The sequence below is a fragment of the Providencia sp. Je.9.19 genome, assembly GCF_051129765.1.
Taxonomy (GTDB): domain Bacteria; phylum Pseudomonadota; class Gammaproteobacteria; order Enterobacterales; family Enterobacteriaceae; genus Providencia.
Genome location: NZ_JBCPSS010000001.1, coordinates 1,783,541 through 1,805,745 on the forward strand (window position 1 = coordinate 1,783,541; position 22,205 = coordinate 1,805,745).

The window sequence follows — 22,205 nt, forward strand, 5'->3', positions numbered from 1 at the left end:
ACTCCTTCTAACTAGCACGCCTAAATCAATTTAGCATTAAAACTTTCAAAAAAAGTATCAGCTTTATTACTTTTAAAAGAAAGTGCAAATAGCTCTTTTTTTGGTTCTGGAAGTTTCCTCTCATAACCAGATTGTGGTAAAGATAGTTTTTTCCGATTATTTATTGTTTCCGTTATGTGGCCTAATAGGTTTTGTTTATCATCTTCATTTAGATAGGAAACATCCAACCAATTAACAACATGAATAACGGGTATTGACGTAACCACCTTGTCACCACCAAGTGTAATATTGTAGTTATCGATAGCCAATCGGCCTATATTCTGAGTATTTGAAGTTTTAACGGAAAGAATATTGATATCGCCATATTTTTTAAATTTTTCACCTTGAAAAAAGATAGGTGCATGAGCATCATCACACGTTTTTTCCTCAAGTTCTGTATTTGTAGCTAAAATTATCAATGCACTTGGTGCCTCATTGAGTAATATTTTTAAATATTGTTCAGTATATTTAGACGCACTTAAAAACTCATTCGATTTTCTTATTAAATTTTCTTTGTTTATAATAGATAAGCCATTTTCTTTTTTATTCACAACACTAATATCTTTAGCGAAATCATTACCTTCATCCTTAATATAGCTAATAAAACTAGGTTTTAAGATTGTCATAGATGAAGCATGTTTATTAATAATGCAATGAATAAATCGATGCCATAAATTAATCATCTGATTTTTTAATCCACGAAAACAAGAAGGTCTATTAATATTGGTATTTTTCACCGATGTTATACTCATATTTTGCTGAGTATCACTATTTTGTCGATTTTCATTTTGTAGGGGCATATTAACTGGGTGTCTACCTAATAAACTGGCCGCTGTTGTCATAACTTTGTTCCCTTATGTCAAATAATTGCAGATTGTATGTAATTCATACACATTATTTGACAACAAAATAATTATTTCTTGCAGATTTAGAAACTAACCAAGCTATCCCAATGAACATACACAAGTATATGATTCGGTTAGACGAGTGAAACCAACGACGCTAAAACTGATATGTTATTTACACACAATATTTGAAAAGAAAATAATTATTTCTTGTTCTTGAATATTTGAATATTTGAAGGTTTGAAGGTTTGAAGGTTTGAAGGTTTTATAAAACCATTAGCTATTTTTTATCATTTATGACCATTGAATACGCTAAATAATTCATACTGTGGGTAGGCGGCAAGCAAGGGAATTTCAGGGTATACATAAGTATATTATTCAGGTAGACAAATGGAACTAACAAAACTATTAATGACTTTTAATAAATTATATTCATTAAATACTCAAAATAGTTCGAGTTGTAGCAAGGCGGTAAAGAAGGCTATCCCGATGAGCATACACAAGTATGTGATTCGGGTAGCCGAGTGAAACCAACGCTGCTACAGCTTGAAATATGATGAGTATTTTTATTTACGGCGCCAAATCGTGCCAGCAGTGCTATCTTCCAGTACAATCCCCATGGCAGTTAGCTCATCACGCGCCACGTCCGCTAATGCCCATTCTTTATTCTTACGCGCATCATTACGTTGCTTAATTAACGCTTCGATTTTAGCCACTTCAGCGTCATCTTCCGTTTGTGCGCCGCCTTTCAAAAAGGTTTCCGGATCTTGCTCTAAAAGACCTAATACCCCCGAAAGCTCACGCAACTGAGCAGCCATACCGTTTGCCGCAGCCATATCTTCAGCTTTTAAGCGGTTAATCTCACGTACCATATCAAACAGTGCGGAATAAGCTTCTGGGGTATTAAAATCGTCATTCATTGCGGCACAAAAACGTGCTTTAAACTCCTCACCACCTTTAGGAGTCGCTGTTTTATCCGTTCCGCGTAAAGCCGTATACAGGCGCTCTAACGCAGTACGTGCTTGCTTTAAGTTTTCTTCTGTATAATTAAGCTGGCTGCGATAATGACCAGATAATAAGAAATAACGCACTGTTTCAGCATCGTAATACGCTAATACATCACGGATCGTAAAAAAGTTATCGAGAGATTTAGACATTTTCTCTCTATCGACCATCACCATACCCGAGTGCATCCAATAATTAACATAAGGACCATCATGGGCGCAGGTGGATTGAGCGATTTCATTTTCATGATGTGGGAACATTAAATCAGAACCTCCACCATGAATATCAAAATGATGACCAAGGGATTTGCTATTCATTGCAGAACATTCAATGTGCCAGCCTGGACGGCCTAAGCCCCAAGGTGATTCCCAGCTTGGTTCACCTTCTTTCGACATTTTCCATAATACAAAATCCATTGGATTACGTTTTACATCAGCGACTTCAACACGCGCACCTGCTTGTAATTGGTCTAAATCTTGGCGAGATAATAACCCGTAATCTGGGTCAGTTTTTACTTCAAACATCACATCGCCATTTTCAGCGACGTAGGCGTGGCCGCGCTGAATTAAACTTTGGGTTAATTCGATAATTTCTTCAATGTGCCTTGTCGCTCGAGGCTCACTATCTGGACGCAGAATATTTAATGCATCAAAATCTTTATGCATTTCAGCTAACATACGTGTCGTTAACGCTTCAACAGTTTCATTATTTTCTGCTGCGCGCTTAATAATTTTATCGTCAATATCCGTTACATTACGCACATAATTTAAATCGTAACCTAAATAACGTAAATAACGGCTAATTGCATCAAAAGCAACAAAGGTACGTCCGTGACCAATATGGCACAGATCGTAAATGGTGATGCCACACACGTACATCCCAATTTTCCCTGAGTGGATGGGCTTAAATTCTTCTTTTTGACGACTTAGTGTGTTGTAAATTTGTAGCATCTGAATTTTTCCATTTGTTAGCACAATATGTGTTATTTATCATTTAGTTGAAACATGTCACAGATTAAGACAGCGATCATATCTCATGACTTAAAATACTTCGGATCGCCACAAGGCGAAAAGTTGAACGATAACCACGATATCCACATTAGCTATCTGTGAATAAAAATACCATGATATTGAACCCCGATCACCCCCAGAATGCAAGGTCTTGAACAGGGTTTATTCCCCGATACTGGACTTATTTAGCGCACAATAAAATTTTTACAAAATGCGCTGTCGCTTCAAGTCAGGTTTCATCTGTGATATAAACTTTCTGATCTCAACGCTTTCATCAGAGAGCGCATAAAAAACAATTATTCAGGATAGCTATTATGGTTACATTTCATACAAATCACGGTGACATTGTTATTAAAACTTTTAACGACGAAGCACCAGTAACTGTCGAAAACTTCTTAGCTTACTGCCGCGAAGGCTTTTACAATAATACCATTTTCCACCGTGTTATTAACGGTTTCATGGTTCAGGGCGGTGGTTTTGAGCCTGGCATGAAACAAAAAGACACGAAAGCCATGATTAAAAATGAAGCCAACAACGGTTTAAAAAATACCCGTGGTACATTGGCGATGGCACGTACTAATGATCCACACTCTGCAACTGCACAATTTTTTATTAACGTTGCAGACAATGACTTCTTGAACTTCCGTTCAGAGCGCCCTGATGGTTGGGGTTACTGTGTATTCGCTGAAGTTGTTGAAGGTATGGACGTTGTTGACAAGATCAAAGGCGTAGCAACAGGTCGTAGTGGTCACCACCAAGACGTACCACGCGAAGATGTCTTGATCGAAAAAGTGACTATCAGCGAGTAATCTCAGAAGATATGTCCACTTACATCATTGCAGATTTACATCTGAGTGAAGATGAACCGGCGATCACCGCCGGTTTTATCCATTTTATTCAGCAGCAAGCTATCCACGCTGAGCGCTTATACATTCTCGGTGATTTTTTCAATTATTGGATTGGCGATGATGACGATAATCCGCTTCATTTACAGGTAGCTCAAGCGCTAAAACAACTGACTGAGCGCGGTATCCCTTGCTATTTCATTCATGGAAATCGTGATTTTTTAATTGGTCAACGTTATGCTAAACAGTGCGGTATGACTATCTTACCTCAAGAAACATTGTTAGAACTGTATGGTAAACGAATATTGATTTTACACGGCGATACCCTGTGTATTGATGATGCAGCCTATCAAAATTACCGTAAAAAAGTACACACACCTTGGATACAAAGGCTTTTTCTCACTCTGCCCTTGTTTATTCGCCGCCGAATTGCACGAAAAATGCGTAGCAATAGCCAGCTCGCAAGCAGCATGAAATCTGAGTCGATCATGGATGTTAATCCACAAGCTGTCATTACTGAGATGCAAAAATATCATGCTGACTGGATGATCCACGGACACACCCACCGTCCTGCTATCCATGAAATTGCCATTAATGACAAACCACATTATCGAGGTGTGCTCGGTGCATGGCATCAAGAAGGCTCTGCATTTGTGATTAATGAACAAGGTATTGAGCTCATTTTTTTCCCATTCTGATTAATTTATCTCTCATTATTTTTATCGTTTACGTCTACTGTTAGCTTAAAAAACAACCACGCAAACGTTTTCCTTACCGCATTACCATGATATGATCGACTTAATTCCATTTCCCACCTTACCGGTGATATTTTTTAAATACAGGGAAGCACTAAATGACTGCCCAAGTTCCTGCTCAATCTGCGGCAAAAATCGCCATTGTTATGGGTTCTAAAAGTGATTGGACAACCATGCAGCATGCTGCTGATGTGTTGACTGAACTGCAACTGCCTTTTCATGTTGAAATTGTCTCCGCTCATCGCACGCCCGATAAACTGTTTTCATTTGCAGAACAGGCTAAAAAAAACGGCTTTGATGTGATCATTGCAGGTGCAGGTGGAGCGGCACATTTACCCGGTATGTTAGCAGCAAAAACCCTCGTGCCTATTCTAGGCGTTCCTGTACAAAGTGCTGCGCTTAGTGGAGTTGATAGCCTGTATTCTATCGTGCAAATGCCAAAGGGCATTCCTGTTGGCACCTTAGCAATAGGGAAAGCTGGAGCCGCAAACGCCGCACTATTAGCGGCACAAATTTTGGCGATAACCAATCCGGATATTTTTAAACGCTTATCAGCATGGCGTGAAACACAAACTCAAGATGTGCTAAATAACCCAGATCCACGGGAGGCATAATGAAACCAGTTTGTGTCTTAGGAAATGGTCAGCTTGGTCGTATGTTGCGTCAAGCCGGTGAACCGCTGGGAATAGCTGTCTTTCCAGTAGGCTTAGATGCGGAACCAGAAGCTGTTCCTTACCAACAAAGCGTGATCACCGCAGAAATTGAACGTTGGCCAGAAACCCCCTTAACCAAAGAATTAGCGCGTCATAATGCGTTTATTAACCGTGATATTTTTCCACGTTTAGCAGACAGATCCCCACAAAAAAACTTATATGATTCATTGCAACTTGCCACCGCCCCTTGGGCTTTACTTGAATCCCCTGAACAATGGCCTGAATTATTTGCCACATTAGGTGATTTTTTGATTGTAAAACGCCGCACTGGTGGCTATGACGGCCGTGGGCAGTGGCGTGTAAGACCCGGCGATGAAACTGATTTACCTGCTGAAATTTATGGTGAATGTATTGTCGAACAAGGCATTCCCTTTGATGCCGAAGTCTCTATTATTGGTGCTCGAAACCGAGTCAGAAAATCTGTTTTTTACCCAATTACACATAATCTTCATCAAGAAGGTATTTTACGCACCAGTGTCGCCTTCCCTAAATCAAGCAATGCCCACCAGCAACAAGCACAATCGATGTTGAGCGCTGTCATGGATGAACTTGATTATACTGGTGTGATGGCAATGGAATGTTTTGTCGTCGGCGATAAATTACTCATTAATGAGATTGCACCACGAGTGCATAATAGCGGCCACTGGACACAAAATGGCGCATCTATCAGCCAATTTGAGTTACATTTACGCGCTATTTTAGATTTACCCATGCCCTCCCCTGAAGTCGAGAGCCCAGCGGTAATGGTCAATTTAATTGGAACCGACGTAAATACTGACTGGCTAAGCTTGCCATTAGTTCATCTACACTGGTATGAAAAAGAAGTACGCCCAGTACGCAAAGTGGGACATTTAAACCTGTCTCACCATGATTGCGACAAACTCACTTCAACACTTGATGCACTAACAACTTTGCTGCCAAATGAGTATAAAAGTGGCATTGAGTGGGCAAAAGTAAAATTAGACTGGTACTCTCGCCAATAAATAGCGAAAATAGCCCCTATTCGATGCCCGAATATTTAATTTCGGGCATTTTGTTATTTTTGCCGTACTCCTGTTGATAATAAATATCAAAATATAAAGGCATACGGTTTTACTGGAGCCGACATGCCAGACGTACAAGCCGCACCCTCTCCAACTTTTAGCCCTTTCTATCAATGGAGCATTTTAGTTCTATTAGGGATGGTTTATTTTTTAGCTACTGCGACCACATTCACCTCTTTAGGCGTGGTATTGCCCGGGATGATAGAAGAACTAAAATGGAGCTGGACGGAAGCAGGGTTTGGTTTTACTTTGCTTGGATTAACCTGTGGGCTAGCCAGTTTCTTGCCTTCTTTACTCATTCGTAAGGTGGGTGTCCGCTTAACATTATTGCTAGGCACGTTATTCTTTATTGCCGGTTTCTATAATCTCTATTCTACCGAAATCATCAGCACTTACTTTCTTGGTACCGCCTTAATTGGGGTAGGTTTTACCTTACTTGCCACGGTGCCAGGCACCTATGTACTTTCCCGCTTATTTGAAAAGCAATCTTTAGCATTCGGTCTTTATTTTACGATTGGTGGTTTAGGCGGCGTGGCAGGGCCTTGGATCTATTTTTATGCCTCTAATCAACTCGGTTCTTGGCGGATGCATTGGGTACTGTGTGCGATTTACTTGAGTGTCATTACATTAGTCACCATCTTGATGCTGCGTGAAGGTAAAAAAGAACAAGCTCACGCCAAAATGGTGATGCAAAAACAAGTCAGCAATGCCAACAAACCTGTTTATCGAACAAATCAGGTTTGGACCGTAGGCCGAGCGCTACGTACTTGGCAATTTTATTTAATTGCCGCAACTTACACTTCATTTTTATGGTGTGGTATTACCGTCAATAGCTTTGCGGTCGCGCATATTGAAGAACGAGGGTTTAGTATGACGGTAGCGGTGTCATTACTCAGCACCATGGCTTTCGTAAATGCATTTTCTCGATTTATTGGTGGTGCCGCTGGCGAATGGCTAGAACCTAAAAAGTTACTGATTGGTAGTTTAATTATTATGGTATTGGGTGTGGTTTTCTTAAGTATTGCTACTTCTTGGTTCTGGTTGATTTTATTTGTTATTTTTGTTGGTATTGGTTATGGCATGACTTTTTTAGCATCCAGTGTCTTATTGTCTAACTATTTCGGTCGCGGCCCTTATTTAGAACTTTTTTCCATCGTTAATTTATTTTCCACGATTGCCTGTTTAGCCCCTTTCATTGCTGGTGCAGTAAAAGATTATACTGGCAGTTTCACGCCTGCATTTTTGATTATTGCAGCGCCGGTTATTGTGATTTTGTTACTAACATTACGAATGAAGCCCCCAACTTTAAATCACTCATAATATATAATTCAAATAGTTAACTAGCGATATCCCGATGAGCATACATAAGTATGTGATTCGGGTAGCTAAGCGCAGTCAACACCCCTGCGGCTTGAAGTATGACGAGTATAAATAAAAAAAGCCTGAAAACACACTCAGGCTAATACTAAAACCAAGGGAAATTAAGGATTCAAAAACTCGGCATTTTGAACAATATCAATAGCTAAATCATTCGTGTCGTAGCTATCCAACAATGCTACAACACGAGATATACGGATTATTAAGGTGCTAATAGCTCTGGTACTTTGAGTAAAATAAACTCATTATCATCTGCTTTATTTGGTTCACGGCTCGATGAGAACGGATAATTATTATCGTTACCAACAATAATATGTTCGCTATCAACTACATCAACATTTTCGATAGTGAAGAATGGAAAAGTGAAAACACCCTCGTTTAATGGTTTTCTTGCTAAGCTATTTGGGTCTTGTATATTCATCAAATCAATATAAGCTTGCTTATCTACCGCAGATCCAACATTTTTATCTGAAAACTCAATACGATAAACGCGTTTAAATTTAGCTAAATTGCTAAAGCAATTCTCTGTATTTGTTGCCCCTTGTGCACAAGCTTTATCAGCCGTACCTTCACCGTTATCACGTTCGATAATCAGCCCATGAGTAGCATCAATTAAGTTAAAATCACCAATCGCATTTTGATTGTCTTCAAAGACATATAACCAGCTACGGCCTGTCCAATCTTGTTTCTTCACATCAAATTCAAGAATGCGTGCAGCGCGTTTACCATCAACATTTTCATAATCTTGCTTGTCTTCATTCCAAACTGCCCCTTCTAACATTGGGTACAATTTTGAACCATCTGGTGATGAAGCCATCCCTTCAAAACCTTTTGACCGATTAACTTGAAAGCTAACTTTATCAGTAGGTTTACCCGGTGTAGTAACTTGGTAGTGATCTGGAGAAACCACTTTCTTGCCATCAACTTGGGTTTCAAATAAGGCTAAAACTTTACCGTCTAAATCCATTTTGATTAAATACGGTCCAAACTCATCCCCTACCCATAACGCACCATCTGCAAATTGAAAACTTTCCGGGTCAAAATCACTACCAGTTAGGTAACGTTCTTGAGAACTTTCATTAATGATATGGAACGGAATAATTTTATTTGGATCTTGGAAGAAAACAGTTTTCAGCGGATTGGCTTTGCCTGTTTTAAAATCGATATCGTATTGGGTTAGATAAAGCATTGAATCAGGAGAATTAACTTTATTACCAAAACCATTGTCCGTCAGTACCCAATAAGTCCCATCAGCCATCCGCTTAATACCTGAATGTCCTTGTAAAGGCTGCCCTTTAATTGGGATATGCATACCTGTTGGACGATCTGCGGATTTTCCTTCAATTTGCCCAAGGGTATCAACACGTTTAGCAGTAGTAAATTTACCACTAGTTTGTAGATCCGAAGGGGCATTTTCAGGTGCAGGAACACTTGAATTCACGGGTAAAATAGCATGTCCAGCCAATGAAGCCGGAACTTGTTGTTGAGCAAACCCTGTGGTGCTAAATGAAATTAAAGTAGCAAGTAAAGATAATGAGCCAATCATGCGACGATGCAACATTGTTATGATCCTATTATTAGATTATTCAATAATCGACGACGGAATCATAACTACGGCAAATGACAGTTTAGTGATGAATTCAAGACAGTTATTTTACTTGAAAGATTGTAGCGAATTTATTTTTCACAGAAGAAAAATAGGTAGACATCACGGTATTTAATACATTGATATCTACCTGAAGTTTTATAACTCAACCATTCGATAAACGTCGGTGCTGATTACCAGTGCCTAATAAGCGCAAGCCTAACCAACCTCCGCATATTGATAGCAACAACGCAGCGCTTAGCGGTAGTATTAACCAGATACGCCACTCTGGTTGCCATGGAAAATCAAACACTTTAGTTTGTAATAACCACAGAGCAATTTCTGCACCAAAAGCCGCAGCAAAACCGGCCATTAGACCTAATAATGCAAACTCACTCCAAAGTGTTCTTCGCATCAGCTTTTTACTGGCACCTAGCGTACGGTAAACCACTAACTCGCGTTCACGTTGACTCATACCGACTTGGACTTGAGCAAGTAATAGCAGCAATCCGCATAAAATCACTAACACCACCATCACTTCTAAAGCCTGACTCACTTGTTGGAGAATTTGCTGGATTTGGGTAATAATTGCGCCAGTGTCTAGCACATTAATGGTTGGATAGTTACGGCTAAGCTGCGTCAATAACTGACCATCACCGTCATAATGAAAACTACTCAACCAAGTGGCTGGCATTTGAGATAAACTTTCTTCAGAGAAAATAAAGTAAAAATTAGGTCGTAAACTTTCCCAATCTACCGTTCGAATACTACTCACCGTCGCAGAAAAAATTTGTGCCCCAGAATTAAACGTTAGCTTATCGCCAATTTTTATTCCAAGCTCTTTCACGACGGTCTGTTCAATAGACACCTCACCCGCTTTTGGTGGCCAAGTGCCTTTATCCATTAAATTGGCCGGTGGTAAAATGGATTCCCAAGTCAGGCTAAGCTCACGTCGTACCGTGTTATTGTTTGGATCGCGTTCATCTGCCCATTCAATCGCTGATCTATCGTTAATCTCAGCCAGACGCGCCAATACTACAGGGTTAAAGCCTGTTGGTTTGACTTTATATTGCGCCAAAAGCTCTGTGACTGGCTTAATTTGTTCTTGAGTCATATTGATCAAGAAATAATTCGGACTATCGGCTGGAAGCTGCTGCTGCCAACGGTCGAGCAAATCACCTCGAACCAAAACTAATAATGCTAACAACATAAACGAGAGCGAAAATGCGCTCATTTGTGTGATTGTTTGCATTGGTTGGCGCAATAAACGGCTGACCGAAAGCCGTAAACTTAACTGTTTAAACTTAATATGACGTAAGCCCCACAGCCCTATCCAACCAATAAGTGCTAGGAGAATTGCCAAAACCACGATACCAATCAGGATTGACCATAGTAAAGGGTTCACACCCGCAAATAAAAATAATCCTCCCACGACAATGAGTGTGACTATGGGGAGATAGTAATACAAAGGCCAAACGGGTGATTGTGCATCTTCACGTAACACTCGCGAAGGTTGCGTTGCCATTAATTGATAATAAGGACGAATACCCACAATAATCGCGATGATAAATAATGTGCCTATCGCCCAAACCCAAGGCCATAAACTTGCTGAAGGTAATGCTTTTGGAAGCATTGCGCCTAGAATTTGCATCAAGATGCCTTCAAAGGCGAGCCCAAGCAATGAACCTAATAGCGCAGCGGCAATTAAAATAACCAACCACTGACCAATAATCCATTTTCGCAGCGCACTACGCCCTGCTCCAAGGGTTTTTAATACCGCAATCAACTGGTGTCGACTACGACAATAATGGGTCATTGAAACAACAACAGCAGCAATTGCCAGTAATAACGTCAATAAAACAGACAATAAAAGAAATTGTTGTGCACGTTGGAATGTCTTTCCTACCGCACCATTATCTTCATTTAAGGTATACCAACGTTGATCAGTTCTTAAATCTTTATCAAATTTTGCATGGAAAGCCTCAATAGCGTCACTATCTCCGGCGAACATGTCTCGATACGTTAATCGGCTTCCTAATTGAATAGCGCCGGTCAATGCAGCATCTTCAATCGAAATAAGTGCTCTTGGGGCGATTTGAAAAGGATTAAAGCCACTATCCGGTTCTTGCTCTAAAGTACCTGCAACTTTTAATGTGGCATCGCCAATATCAATATCATCGCCTAACTTTAGGTTTAATAGCTCAAGCAATCTAGGGGCGACTAATATTTGCCCTTTTGTTGGCTGTAACCCCGCAGGCTCAGTGACTAATCCACCATATAACGGATAGGCACTATCGGCGGCTTTGATCAGCACTAATTGTGGTCGAGCATCTTCATCTGCCGTTGAGTAGGCCATAGTTGAAAATGAAATTTGCTGACTCACTTTCAAGCCACTATTTTTAGCATCCTGTAACCAAGCAGGATCGCTCGGCTGAGAAGATCGCAACACTAAATCACCCGCTAATAATTCGCGGCTCTGATAGCTCATGCTATTTTCAATACGGTCGCTAATACGTCCTAACGCTAACACGCAAGCAACCGCTAGCGTCAGTGCCAACCAAACAATTAATAATGATGGCGTTTTCCACTCACGCCAGAACCAGCGCCAAATCATGCCTCTTCCCTTAATAGACCATCGACCAATCTTAAACGGCGTTGACAGCGGGCTGCCAGTTCATGGTCATGAGTAACGAGGATCAAGGTTGTGCCATGCTCTTTATTCATTGAAAAAAGCAAATCAGCAATTTTATCCCCTGTCTGACGATCAAGATTCCCCGTCGGTTCATCTGCAAACAAAATTTCAGGACGGCCATTGAAAGCTCTGGCTAATGCAACTCGCTGTTGCTCACCACCGGACAATTGTGCTGGCATATGTTTGAGTCGATTACCGAGACCTAATTCAGTTAATAAACTAACGGCATGTTGCTGGCTGCTGGATTCTGATTCACCCCGTAATAACGAGGGAAGTTGTACGTTTTCAATGGCATTCAGTGTGGGGATCAACATAAAGGATTGAAAAACAAAACCCACACTTTGTGCACGTAGACGCGCCCGCTGTTCTTCATCCATTTGCGTTAACTCTTGCCCCAGCAAACTGACACTTCCACTGGTGCCGTCATCAAGTCCGGCAATGATCCCTAAAAGGGTTGATTTACCTGATCCCGACTCGCCGATAAGAGCAATTGTTTGACCGGGCTCGACAATTAGCTCAACACCTTGCAATATAGTCAGTTCATGTTCACCTTGGCCAACACGTTTAATGAGATGATGAACTTCAAGAATATTTTTCGCCGACATATATTGGTTTTTCTCCTGTTATTGATTGCAAGTGGACAGGCACTCGCAACAACAAAACTATTGATCCTCGGTGATAGCCTGAGTGCAGGTTATCGCTTACCGGCAGAGCAGGCTTGGGCCTCTTTGCTCGCCAGTCGTTGGCAGAAATTGTCACCGCCTGTAACTGTGATTAATGGCAGTATCAGTGGAAACACTTCAGCTCAAGGGCTGGAACGTCTTTCTACCTTACTTGAACAACATAAACCTAATTGGGTATTGATTGAGCTTGGTGCAAACGATGGTTTACAAGGGCTAGCTGTAGAACAGTTAGAGACTAATTTACAACAAATTATCGATAAAATAGAGCAATCTGGTGCTAAACCGCTTTTAATGCAAATTCGTATTCCACCAAACTATGGAAAACGCTATACATCAAGCTTTGAACGCGTGTATTCAAAATTAGCACAAGAAAATAATATTCCACTATTACCATTTTATATGGAAACTGTGATAACCAAGCCTGAATGGATACAACAAGATGGTATTCATCCAACAGTAGAGGCTCAGCCTTCTATTACAGATTTCATGGAAAAACAGCTTTCTCTCTATATTTTACCGCCTAAGAAGTGAAATATATACTTAACACATTAATTCAAATTAGAGTGAATAATCAACATTCTGTTTAAATAACATTATGAAAACAACAACGCTACAGCGCAAAGAATGACGAGAACACTACAGCGCAAAGAATGACGAGCATAGGTAAAGTTATGAAAAAATCCGTACTAATTACTGGCGCCTCAAGCGGCATAGGCTTTTGTGCTGCACAAACTCTCCGCCAACGCGGCTACCATGTCATTGCTGCCTGCCGCAAAGAAGCGGATATATTGCGCTTAAAAGATCTCGGTTATGACACTGTTGCTCTTGATCTTGATGATAACGATAGCATAGATGCCGCGGCTGACGCTGTGCTTTCATTATGCCATGGACGTCTTTTCGGATTATTTAATAATGCCGGATTTGGCGTTTATGGTGCCTTAAGTACTGTCAGCCGTCAGCAGCTTGAAGCGCAATTTTCCGCTAATTTTTTCGGTGTTCATCAATTAACCTTCCGCTTGCTCCCCGCCATGCTTGTGCACAATGAAGGCCGTATTGTACAGACCAGCTCAGTGATGGGAATTATTTCAACACCGGGGCGTGGTGCTTATGCGGCCAGTAAATATGCATTAGAGGCCTGGTCAGACGCCTTGCGATTAGAATTAAAAGGCAGTGGTATTCACATCAGTTTGATTGAACCCGGTCCTATTCATACCGCATTTACACAAAATGTGGCACAAACCCAAAAAGATAAACCCGTTAAAAATCCGGGGATTGCGGCTCGTTTCACCTTAACACCAGAACATGTTGTTGAAAAATTAATTCATGCGCTCGAAAGCCCACATCCTCGTATACGCTACTCTGTCACACTACTGACGGTATTTGTGCGTATACTTAAACGAATACTGCCTGATAAGTTAATGGATAAAATACTGTCTAATCAGGGTAAAAAAGCTTGAAAAATCAAAAAACGCCCCCATTTTATAGACAACAATTTTAGTATTAATAACAATTTACAAAGAGATACCTTATGTTAGCTAACGCTCAAATTATTGATATTAACGAAACCAATTTACATCAAGTCATTGAACAATCGATGACTTTGCCTGTCATGTTTTATTTTTGGTCTCCGCGCAGCCCACATTGCCAAGATCTTGGACTAACACTTGATAAGATCGCCAATGAGTATGCAGGCTTATTTATTTTAGCTAAAGTTAACTGTGATGAAGAGCAAATGGTCGCCAGCCAATTTGGCCTAAAAGCGATCCCAACCGTCTATATATTGCAAAATGGTCGTCCTGTTGATGGCTTTGAAGGCCCGCAACCAGAAGAGGTTGTGCTGGAAATGCTTTCTCGCGTACTGCCAAGCCCTGAAGAGCTAAAAGCTGCACAAGCCGCTGAATTACTCGCAGAAGGTAAAGCTCAAGAAGCCCTGCCGCTGCTAAAAGAAGCTAATCAAATCAATCCTAAAAATAGTGATATCACGCTGTTATTAGCAGAAACACAAATTAATTTGAATTTGACTGATGATGCACAAATCACCCTTGCCACTGTACCGATGCAAGACAAAGATAGCCGCTATCAAGGGTTAATTGCACAAATCGATTTATTAAAGCAAGCTGCTGATACGCCTGAAATTCAGCAATTGCAGCAAGAATTTAATCAAAACCCAGCAGACACCACCCTTGCTGTGCAGCTTGCCCTAAAACTACATGAAGTAAACCGTAATGAAGAAGCACTAGAACTGCTACTGGCATTCTTGAAAAAAGATTTAAATGCCGGAGACGGTGCAGTTAAGAAAACAATGATGGATATCATGTCAGCAATGGGTACCGGCGATTCATTGGCCAGTAAATACCGCAGACAAGTTTATTCATTACTTTACTAATTAAGGGCTTAATATGGACTTGTTCGCGTTTGGTGCTATACCGATTATTATCTTTTTCGCCATTGTTATTGTTTTTACCTGTGTAAAAACAGTGCCGCAAGGATTCCAATGGACTGTTGAACGTTTTGGTCGTTACACTCGAACGTTACAACCGGGTTTGCATTTTATCGTTCCATTTATGGATAAAATAGGCCGTCGCATCAATGTGATGGAACAAGTCCTTGATATTCCATCCCAAGAAGTCATTTCACGAGATAACGCCAACGTCACTATTGATGCTGTGTGCTTTATTCAAGTGGTTGACCCGGTTCGCGCTGCTTATGAAGTCAGTAATCTTGAGTTATCTGTACTTAATTTAACCATGACCAATATTCGTACCGTATTGGGTTCAATGGAATTAGATGAAATGCTTTCCCAGCGTGATTCCATCAATAACCGCTTACTGCATGTTGTTGACGAAGCGACCAACCCTTGGGGCGTGAAGATTACTCGTATTGAAATTCGTGATGTAAAACCCCCGAAAGAATTGATTAGCGCGATGAATGCTCAAATGAAAGCTGAGCGGACTAAACGTGCCGATATTCTTGAAGCTGAAGGTATTCGACAAGCCGCCATCCTAAAAGCAGAAGGTGAGAAGCAGTCTCAAATTCTAAAAGCGGAAGGTGAACGCCAATCTGCGTTTTTACAAGCAGAAGCTCGTGAAAGAGCGGCAGAAGCGGAGGCTAAAGCCACTCAAATGGTATCAGAAGCTATTGCAGTTGGTGACATGCAAGCGATTAACTATTTCGTAGCACAAAAATATACCGATGCTCTAATTAGTATTGGTTCTGCTGAAAATAGTAAAGTGATCATGATGCCACTAGAGGCAAGTAGTTTAATGGGAGCAATCGGTGGTATCACTGAACTTATTGGCGACAGTACTAAAGCTAGAGCTGATAAGAAGCAGGTAAACAAATGATAGAACTCATCAGCACTCAGCCCGCATGGTTTTGGCTATGTCTCGGTGGTTTATTGCTGATTGGTGAACTCATTGGGACTGGCGGCTACCTATTGTGGACAGGTATTGCTGCCGTGCTGGTCGGTTTTATCGCCCTCGTATTGCCATTTCTCGGTTGGGAATGGCAAGGTATTTTGTTCGCTATTTTTACCATTGTTTCTGCTGTGCTATGGCGAAAATGGCTTAGTGGGCGGCAAAACACTAAAGCTGACGATGTAAACCAAATTAGCCACCAGCTAATAGGTATTAAGGCACGTTTACTTACGGATACCGAAGAAGGTTTCAGCCGTGTACGTTTGGCCGACGGAAGCTGGCGTATCTATTCAGATATCCCACTTTTAGCGGATACCGAAGTGGTTGTTATTGCTGTCGACGGTATCACGTTAAAAGTTAAGCCTTACTCTGATGACAGCAACCACGAGCAAGATGGTCAATAATCGGGCAGTCTGCACCATCATCACCGGGACATTCATCCACTAATTTTTGCAACGTATCTCGTATGGCAGACAATTTCACCATTGTCTGCTCTATTTCTTGCACTTTGGCAATAGTCGTCGTTTTCACATCCGAGCTATGTCTGGTTGGATTTCGAAATAATCCCAGTAATTCACCGCATTCATCGAGGGTAAACCCAACATCTTTAGCTTGTTTTAATAACACCAGCTCATCAAAGTGTCTATCTTGATAATAGCGATAACTATTATCACCGCGTAAAGGAGGAGTAATTAAGCCTTTATCTTCATAAAAGCGAATCGCTTTTGCGGTCAAACCTGTTTTTTTCGCAATTTCACTAATATTCATAATTTTCCTTGACCTTAACCTTGAAGGAAGGTTTAACCTCTACTACATAGTTAAATGATAGATTAAGTTGATGCCTAATTATACACCCTAAACCATTCGAATGCAGATAGGTTGTCGGTAAAGCCAAAGTTTTATGGCTATGACTGAAAGTTTTACACAGCAAACACCCCTGTAGCTCGAAGAATGACAGGAAATCCAATGTATACCGCAATGTATACTTGAAATTTACCCTAAATTATTCGAGTTACAGGTAGGCGGCAAGTGAAACTATCCCGATGAACATACACAAGTATGTGATTCGGGGAGTTGAACGCAGCCAACACCCCTGTAGCTCGAAGAATGACGGGTAAAATGGAGAATAAAATGAATAAGATAATACTTTCCCTACAAGGACTCACTTGCAGCCACTGTGTGGGCTCCGTGACTAAAGTACTACAAGCTCGTGATGATGTTGAAAGTGCTAAAGTCACTCTTGAGTATGCTGTTGTTGAGGGTAGTGCTAGTGCTGATGCATTAATTGCAACTATTGAACAAGATGGATATCAGGCGGCTGTTGCTACAACGCCGGATGTTGAGTTGCAATTGTCAGGTTTGAGTTGTATGAAATGTGCGGGTAAAACGCAACAAGCACTTGAGGCTGTTGAAGGCGTTGCTGGCGCTATTGTTGATACTGAACGCGCTAAAATTTATGGCAAAGCTTCAACTGACAGCTTGATTAAAGCGGTTGAGCAAGCGGGTTATCAAGCGAACGCAATCTAAATATTGTTGTTTTGCATTAAAGTACGCCAATATTAAATGAAAATAGCCCTAGTTCGATATCGGGCTATTTTCAATTTAGAATCAAATTTTTACTCTTTAGTTTTTCTCTGCCACTTTTTTATGCAACATGATGATTTCACGCCCTAATTCAGTCAACATAATCGCATTCATTAGGTGGTCTTGAGCATGAACCATGATGATATGAACGGGAACTTTGCCAGTTCCTTCATCCATTTCAATTAATCGTGTTTGAGTGTGATGCGCAATGGATAATGCATCTTGAGCCTGTTGCATTAAACTTTCCGCTTCAGCAAAATCATTATCTTCACGTGCAACCGCAATGGCTTGAAAAACTAAGCTTCGTGCATAACCTGCATTAGTAATCAGCTCCATGACTTCATTTTCGAGATCCATACTGACTCCTTAATCAATCAGCGCTAATGCTTGGTCTAATACTTTATCCCCTTTCAGGGTTCCATAGGCCATCATATCGATGCACTCAACTTTTTTACCTGCCGCATCGGCAATTTTTTGACATTCTGCTAGTTTGTAACGAATTTGTGGACCTAAAAGCGCAACATCAAAATCATTTACACAGGCTTTATAATCACGCACCGACTTTGCCGTAATTTCAGCGTCAATACCACGTGTTTTAGCCGCTTCTTGCATTTTTTTAACCATCAGACTTGTGGACATTCCTAAATCACAAATCAATAAAATCTTTTTCATATTATTTCTCCAAGTCATTCATAATATGTTGAATTAAAAGCGGAATCGGTCGACCAGATGCTGTGCTATAACCATTCTCACGCCATAATGCTGTTCCACTAACATCTAAATGCGCCCAAGGTAAATCGGTGGGGCAAAATAGACTTAAAAAGTAAGCAGCTGATGCACTGATTGCCGCATTGTTACTCGGTGTATTACACGCATCCGCAATATGACTTTTCACCTGTCCTGCAAGACGTTTATCCAAGGGCAATGCCCAAATCTCATCACGACTATCCAGACCTGCCTGATGCAAATCAGCACTCAATGCCATATCTGAGGACATGAGTCCGGTTAAGTCATAACCCAATGCTTTCACAACAGCTCCGGTTAACGTCGCCACGTCAATAATATATTTTGGCTGTAATGTGCTGGCGTAAGCAATCCCATCAGCCAATACCAGTCGACCTTCTGCATCTGTATTATTAATTTCTACGGTTAAACCTGAGTAACTCGTCGCAATTTCACTCGGGCGCATAGCCTCTGGACCTATCATGTTCTCTGCCAGCATCAAGATCCCAACAAGATTAACTGGCAATTTCATTTCTGCTGCGGCAACGAGTAAACCAAAAACGTTAGCAGCGCCGCACATGTCATATTTCATGGTATACATGCCATCACCACTTTTTAACCAATAACCACCAGTATCATAGGTCACACCTTTCCCGACATATGCACGGCAACGATTATTAGCATCATCGCTACCTTGATAGCGAATAATAACAATACGAGGCGGATTCTTAGCGCCCTTACCAACAGCATGAAGCAAACCAAATCCTTGGGCTTTGACTTCTTTTTCATCTAAGATTGAGGCAGAAAGTGAAGGATAGTTAGCAATCACAGAAGTCACAGTGTCTGCCACAAAAGCAGGCGTACAAATATCACTCGGGATATCCGCTAATTGCCGTGCATCAATCATACCTTTACTCACACAAAAGGCGTGTTGTGCTAATTTATTTAACTCATCTACTTGCTCAACATGACTATAAAAAATCAAATTTTTAATTTTCTGAGTCACAGTTTGAGTGGTTTTAAATTGTTGATCATCAAGGCTATAACTTTGATTAAATAGTAAAATCAATAGCTGCTGGCAGGCACCACGATGTTTCGCTTGGCTAAGGTCAAATAACCGACAATCTACGCATACATTGGCTAGTGGCGCTTTAACCAAAGAACGAATATCTGTAAGTAATTGCCCTTCAGGCCATGATAACCAATGATTTTCAGGAATTAGCGTCAAACGCCCCACGGGCTCACAGCCAAATTGGCAATCGGCAACTTGTCCATTCGCGCTGTAATTATTAAGCTGTTCCACTAATGGACTACGGAGACCTAATTGTTTTAACAAGTCACTTTGCGGATAAGTAATAACTTGTGTCGTAGAAAGTGCCTGAGTAAACGCTTTGCTCTCAATAATAATTTGATAATTAATCATAATGTAACGCTCCATCGATAGGCTCTCTGATCCGCGTTTCATAATCTTGTAACCAATTGCTATCGGCTAGCCTATAGGTCGTGTGCTCATCATGGCGATCCGCTAAATAAACGGTTGGTGACATATTGGCGGTCGCCACAACAAAGGAGAAAGTTTTGATATTCGTAGCCACGCCAAATTCACCCAGTGCATTCATACACACCACAGATAAATCACCACAACGGCCAAATCGCTTCATTAATTTATCTTCTAGCTCAAGTACCACTGAATCCGCGGCCTGTTGTGGAGTTAAACCGGCAGCCATACGTCGAACAATCTCATAGCTCGTACAGCCTTTCATTAGATCTTCACCAACACCCGTTGCGGTAGCACCGCCAATTTCGCTATCACAATAAAAACCGGAACCAATTATTGGTGAATCCCCGACTCGGCCTCTACGTTTCATAAATAGCCCACTGGTAGAAGTTGCTACGCTCATACTGCCTTGTAAATCTAACCCGACCATACCGACAGTATCGTGGCCATCATATGGGCTCAATCCTTTATCGATGGTCTCTCTACAACGCTTTTTATAATGTGCAATTGATCTTTGCGTTAGCATTTTTTTCTGCGCAAAACCTTGCTCGATAGCCCACTCTCTGGCTCCACGTCCAACTAATAGCGAATTAAATCGTTCTCGGCTTAATGCATGTGCGACACGTACGGGATTCGCAATATCGCTCAAATTACCGACTGCACCAAATGCGAGAGAATCGCCATCCATAAAAGCTGCATCTAACTCAACTTCACAGTTTTCACTGGGTAATCCGCCATAACCGACCGATTTATATAGAGGAAAATCCTCAACATCAGAGACTGCCTCTACGACAGCGTGGGATGCGCTTTCACCATGGTTCAACATGCCTGTCGCTCGAGTGACACCTTCTAAGGCCATACGCCATGTTGCTATAATTCCCCACATAACAGCTCCTTGAATTTCTAATAAAACAACAAATTATACTTTCTGTTCAGTGGCTAAATACTGTTTATCAATGATGCGCAAGAAGGGTAAATAGATCATCGCGCCAATCAATAAATTAATAATTTGCATAATACTGCCGCTTATATGCCCCGTGACGATGAAACCACTAATTACCGGTGGCAATGTCCATGGAATAAACACCCCGGTCGTCGAAGCCACGGCTCCTAGGCTCATTGCGATATATTGCGTCGTGATAAGCACAAGTGGGACGAGATTGAATGGGATCAACATAATCGGGTTCATAATGATAGGTAGCCCGAAGAGGATCGGCTCATTAATGTTGAAAATTGAAGCGCCAGCCCCTATTCGTCCAACTTCACGAATACTTTTACTACGCGCAAAAATCAGCATTGCAATCACTAAAGATAAGGTCGCTCCTGCCCCGCCCATCCAAACCATGTCAAAAAATTGTTCTGTAATAACATGAGGAGGTGTTACACCAGCTTGAATAGCGGCAATATTGTCTGTCTGATTTTCCATCCAAAGTGGACGAATAATACCATTGACCATCGATCCTGAATTTATTCCTACAGACCATAACAAAGTAATACTCAACCCAGTTAACAGCGCGCCAAAATATGAAGTCCCAAAGTGGCGCATCGGTGTTGCAAGCGTTTGATAAATAAACTGATGAACTGTTTCATAACTGGTTTGGGCAACTAAAGTGCGGATCGCTAACACTAAAATCACCACTAATAACGCAGGGATCAGTGCCGCAAAAGATTCTTGAACAGCAGGTGGAACGCCTTCTGGCATTTTGATCACCCATTTTTTGCGTTTGATATAGCAAAAAAGTTCAGTCCATATTAATGAACCAATCATCGCTACAAACAGACCTTTACTACCAATCCATTCAGTCGAGATTACAGTGACATTCCCTAATGATTCTGCTTTTAAAAAAGGGGTCAAAATTAAAAAACAGATCAAACCCAAAATTCCACAAGAAACTTGGTCTTCCTCATAATGCTCCGCTAAACGGTACGCGACCATAAAGCTGATAAATAACGACATAGTCGAAAATACGGCATTAAAAGGGATTTCAACAATACTGGTCCAGCTCTCGCCAAAAATACCACTCATAAATTGTTGATAGGCCTGATTCGGAAAGGACGAAATAATTAGCATCACCGAGCCGACGATGATAAATGGCATAAAAGAGACATAAGCCCCGCGAATTGCGCATAAATGCCGTTGTGATGCAGCTTTTGCAGCTAACGGCATCAGCTTAGCTTCTAAGTAATCAAGTACCTTACTCATGGTAAATCTCCCATAAAAGGCGATATTGGATATAACAGACGAAAGTTATTGAGCATTTTAGTTACGTTGTTTTGGTTAATTATCTGTCTATTTGCCAGCGTTTTGATTATTGCCTAAGGCAATTTAAATAAAGTTGCGATACGTCACAGTATTTAGTACCAAATAAATTAGTCTCATAAGATTGAATAC

The 22,205-nt window shown here is 41.0% G+C and carries 21 protein-coding genes and 1 pseudogene; 11 read left to right on the forward strand and 11 right to left on the reverse strand.

Annotation, left to right across the window (positions count from 1 at the left end):
* Nucleotides 1-20: 20 nt before the first annotated feature.
* Complete coding sequence (locus AAZR93_RS08355; protein WP_434719524.1) at nt 21-881, reverse strand: hypothetical protein; 861 nt, start codon at nt 879-881, stop codon at nt 21-23.
* 569 nt (nt 882-1,450) lie between these two features.
* Nucleotides 1,451-2,839 (reverse strand): cysteine--tRNA ligase, encoded by a 1,389-nt coding sequence (gene cysS, locus AAZR93_RS08360; RefSeq protein WP_294104756.1) that lies wholly within the window; start codon nt 2,837-2,839, stop codon nt 1,451-1,453.
* Between the two features lie 374 nt (nt 2,840-3,213).
* On the opposite strand from cysS, the gene ppiB reads away from it, so the two are divergent.
* The 5 genes from ppiB to AAZR93_RS08385 all read left to right on the forward strand — a co-directional run bounded on the left by ppiB (nt 3,214) and on the right by AAZR93_RS08385 (nt 7,575).
* Complete coding sequence (ppiB, locus tag AAZR93_RS08365; RefSeq protein ID WP_294104757.1) at nt 3,214-3,708, forward strand: peptidylprolyl isomerase B; 495 nt, start codon at nt 3,214-3,216, stop codon at nt 3,706-3,708.
* Nucleotides 3,709-3,719: 11 nt separating this feature from the next.
* A complete protein-coding gene (gene lpxH / locus AAZR93_RS08370; RefSeq protein ID WP_434719525.1) occupies nt 3,720-4,442 on the forward strand; it encodes a UDP-2,3-diacylglucosamine diphosphatase in 723 nt (240 codons plus the stop codon).
* Nucleotides 4,443-4,597: 155 nt separating this feature from the next.
* Nucleotides 4,598-5,113 (forward strand): 5-(carboxyamino)imidazole ribonucleotide mutase, encoded by a 516-nt coding sequence (gene purE / locus AAZR93_RS08375; RefSeq protein WP_294104761.1) that lies wholly within the window; start codon nt 4,598-4,600, stop codon nt 5,111-5,113.
* A complete protein-coding gene (gene purK, locus AAZR93_RS08380) occupies nt 5,113-6,195 on the forward strand; it encodes a 5-(carboxyamino)imidazole ribonucleotide synthase (RefSeq protein WP_434719526.1) in 1,083 nt (360 codons plus the stop codon). The genes purE and purK overlap by 1 nt, the downstream gene beginning before the upstream one ends.
* A gap of 123 nt (nt 6,196-6,318) precedes the next feature.
* Entirely contained in the window at nt 6,319-7,575 is a 1,257-nt protein-coding gene (locus tag AAZR93_RS08385; RefSeq protein ID WP_294104786.1) for an MFS transporter, read from the forward strand.
* Nucleotides 7,576-7,834: 259 nt separating this feature from the next.
* Here the strand turns inward: AAZR93_RS08385 and AAZR93_RS08390 are convergent, their stop codons facing one another.
* The 3 genes from AAZR93_RS08390 to ybbA all read right to left on the reverse strand — a co-directional run bounded on the left by AAZR93_RS08390 (nt 7,835) and on the right by ybbA (nt 12,514).
* Nucleotides 7,835-9,193: an esterase-like activity of phytase family protein gene (locus AAZR93_RS08390; RefSeq protein ID WP_294104788.1), complete on the reverse strand. Its 1,359-nt coding sequence runs from the start codon at nt 9,191-9,193 to the stop codon at nt 7,835-7,837.
* Nucleotides 9,194-9,383: 190 nt separating this feature from the next.
* On the reverse strand, nt 9,384-11,831 hold the full coding sequence (ybbP, locus tag AAZR93_RS08395; protein ID WP_434719527.1) for a putative ABC transporter permease subunit YbbP: 2,448 nt from the start codon (nt 11,829-11,831) through the stop codon (nt 9,384-9,386).
* A complete protein-coding gene (gene ybbA, locus AAZR93_RS08400; protein ID WP_434719528.1) occupies nt 11,828-12,514 on the reverse strand; it encodes a putative ABC transporter ATP-binding protein YbbA in 687 nt (228 codons plus the stop codon). Before ybbA ends, ybbP begins: the two co-directional genes overlap by 4 nt.
* Between ybbA and tesA the strand changes: the two genes are divergently transcribed.
* From tesA to AAZR93_RS08425, 5 genes are all read left to right on the forward strand, one after another.
* Entirely contained in the window at nt 12,485-13,123 is a 639-nt protein-coding gene (gene tesA / locus AAZR93_RS08405; protein ID WP_336429606.1) for a multifunctional acyl-CoA thioesterase I/protease I/lysophospholipase L1, read from the forward strand. The two genes, ybbA and tesA, sit on opposite strands and share 30 nt — an antisense overlap.
* A 140-nt stretch (nt 13,124-13,263) precedes the next feature.
* A complete protein-coding gene (locus AAZR93_RS08410; RefSeq protein WP_434719529.1) occupies nt 13,264-14,049 on the forward strand; it encodes an SDR family oxidoreductase in 786 nt (261 codons plus the stop codon).
* A gap of 71 nt (nt 14,050-14,120) precedes the next feature.
* Nucleotides 14,121-14,978, forward strand: coding sequence for a co-chaperone YbbN (locus AAZR93_RS08415; protein WP_294104798.1), 858 nt, complete (start codon nt 14,121-14,123; stop codon nt 14,976-14,978).
* A gap of 13 nt (nt 14,979-14,991) precedes the next feature.
* The gene (locus AAZR93_RS08420; RefSeq protein WP_336429610.1) at nt 14,992-15,936 is read left to right on the forward strand and encodes an SPFH domain-containing protein; all 945 of its coding nucleotides are present in this window, start codon (nt 14,992-14,994) and stop codon (nt 15,934-15,936) included.
* Nucleotides 15,933-16,412, forward strand: coding sequence for an NfeD family protein (locus tag AAZR93_RS08425; protein WP_434719530.1), 480 nt, complete (start codon nt 15,933-15,935; stop codon nt 16,410-16,412). The genes AAZR93_RS08420 and AAZR93_RS08425 overlap by 4 nt, the downstream gene beginning before the upstream one ends.
* Here the strand turns inward: AAZR93_RS08425 and cueR are convergent.
* Entirely contained in the window at nt 16,366-16,776 is a 411-nt protein-coding gene (gene cueR, locus AAZR93_RS08430) for a Cu(I)-responsive transcriptional regulator (RefSeq protein WP_294104803.1), read from the reverse strand. The genes AAZR93_RS08425 and cueR overlap by 47 nt on opposite strands.
* Nucleotides 16,777-17,139: 363 nt before the next feature.
* Between cueR and AAZR93_RS08435 the strand changes: the two are divergent.
* A pseudogene (locus AAZR93_RS08435) lies at nt 17,140-17,523 on the forward strand (cation transporter); the annotation flags it as partial.
* Between the two features lie 108 nt (nt 17,524-17,631).
* Here the strand turns inward: AAZR93_RS08435 and AAZR93_RS08440 are convergent.
* From AAZR93_RS08440 to celB, 5 genes are read right to left on the reverse strand one after another with little or no spacing between them, the layout of a single operon-like run.
* On the reverse strand, nt 17,632-17,949 hold the full coding sequence (locus tag AAZR93_RS08440) for a PTS lactose/cellobiose transporter subunit IIA (RefSeq protein WP_434719531.1): 318 nt from the start codon (nt 17,947-17,949) through the stop codon (nt 17,632-17,634).
* A 9-nt stretch (nt 17,950-17,958) separates the two neighbouring features.
* Nucleotides 17,959-18,264, reverse strand: coding sequence for a PTS sugar transporter subunit IIB (locus tag AAZR93_RS08445; protein WP_294104808.1), 306 nt, complete (start codon nt 18,262-18,264; stop codon nt 17,959-17,961).
* Nucleotide 18,265: 1 nt separating this feature from the next.
* Nucleotides 18,266-19,738: a leucyl aminopeptidase family protein gene (locus AAZR93_RS08450; RefSeq protein WP_434719652.1), complete on the reverse strand. Its 1,473-nt coding sequence runs from the start codon at nt 19,736-19,738 to the stop codon at nt 18,266-18,268.
* On the reverse strand, nt 19,731-20,699 hold the full coding sequence (locus AAZR93_RS08455) for a N(4)-(beta-N-acetylglucosaminyl)-L-asparaginase (protein WP_434719532.1): 969 nt from the start codon (nt 20,697-20,699) through the stop codon (nt 19,731-19,733). The genes AAZR93_RS08450 and AAZR93_RS08455 overlap by 8 nt, the downstream gene beginning before the upstream one ends.
* Nucleotides 20,700-20,732: 33 nt before the next feature.
* Nucleotides 20,733-22,016, reverse strand: a complete 1,284-nt coding sequence (gene celB / locus AAZR93_RS08460; RefSeq protein ID WP_294104815.1) for a PTS cellobiose transporter subunit IIC — start codon at nt 22,014-22,016, stop codon at nt 20,733-20,735.
* Nucleotides 22,017-22,205 lie beyond the last annotated feature (189 nt).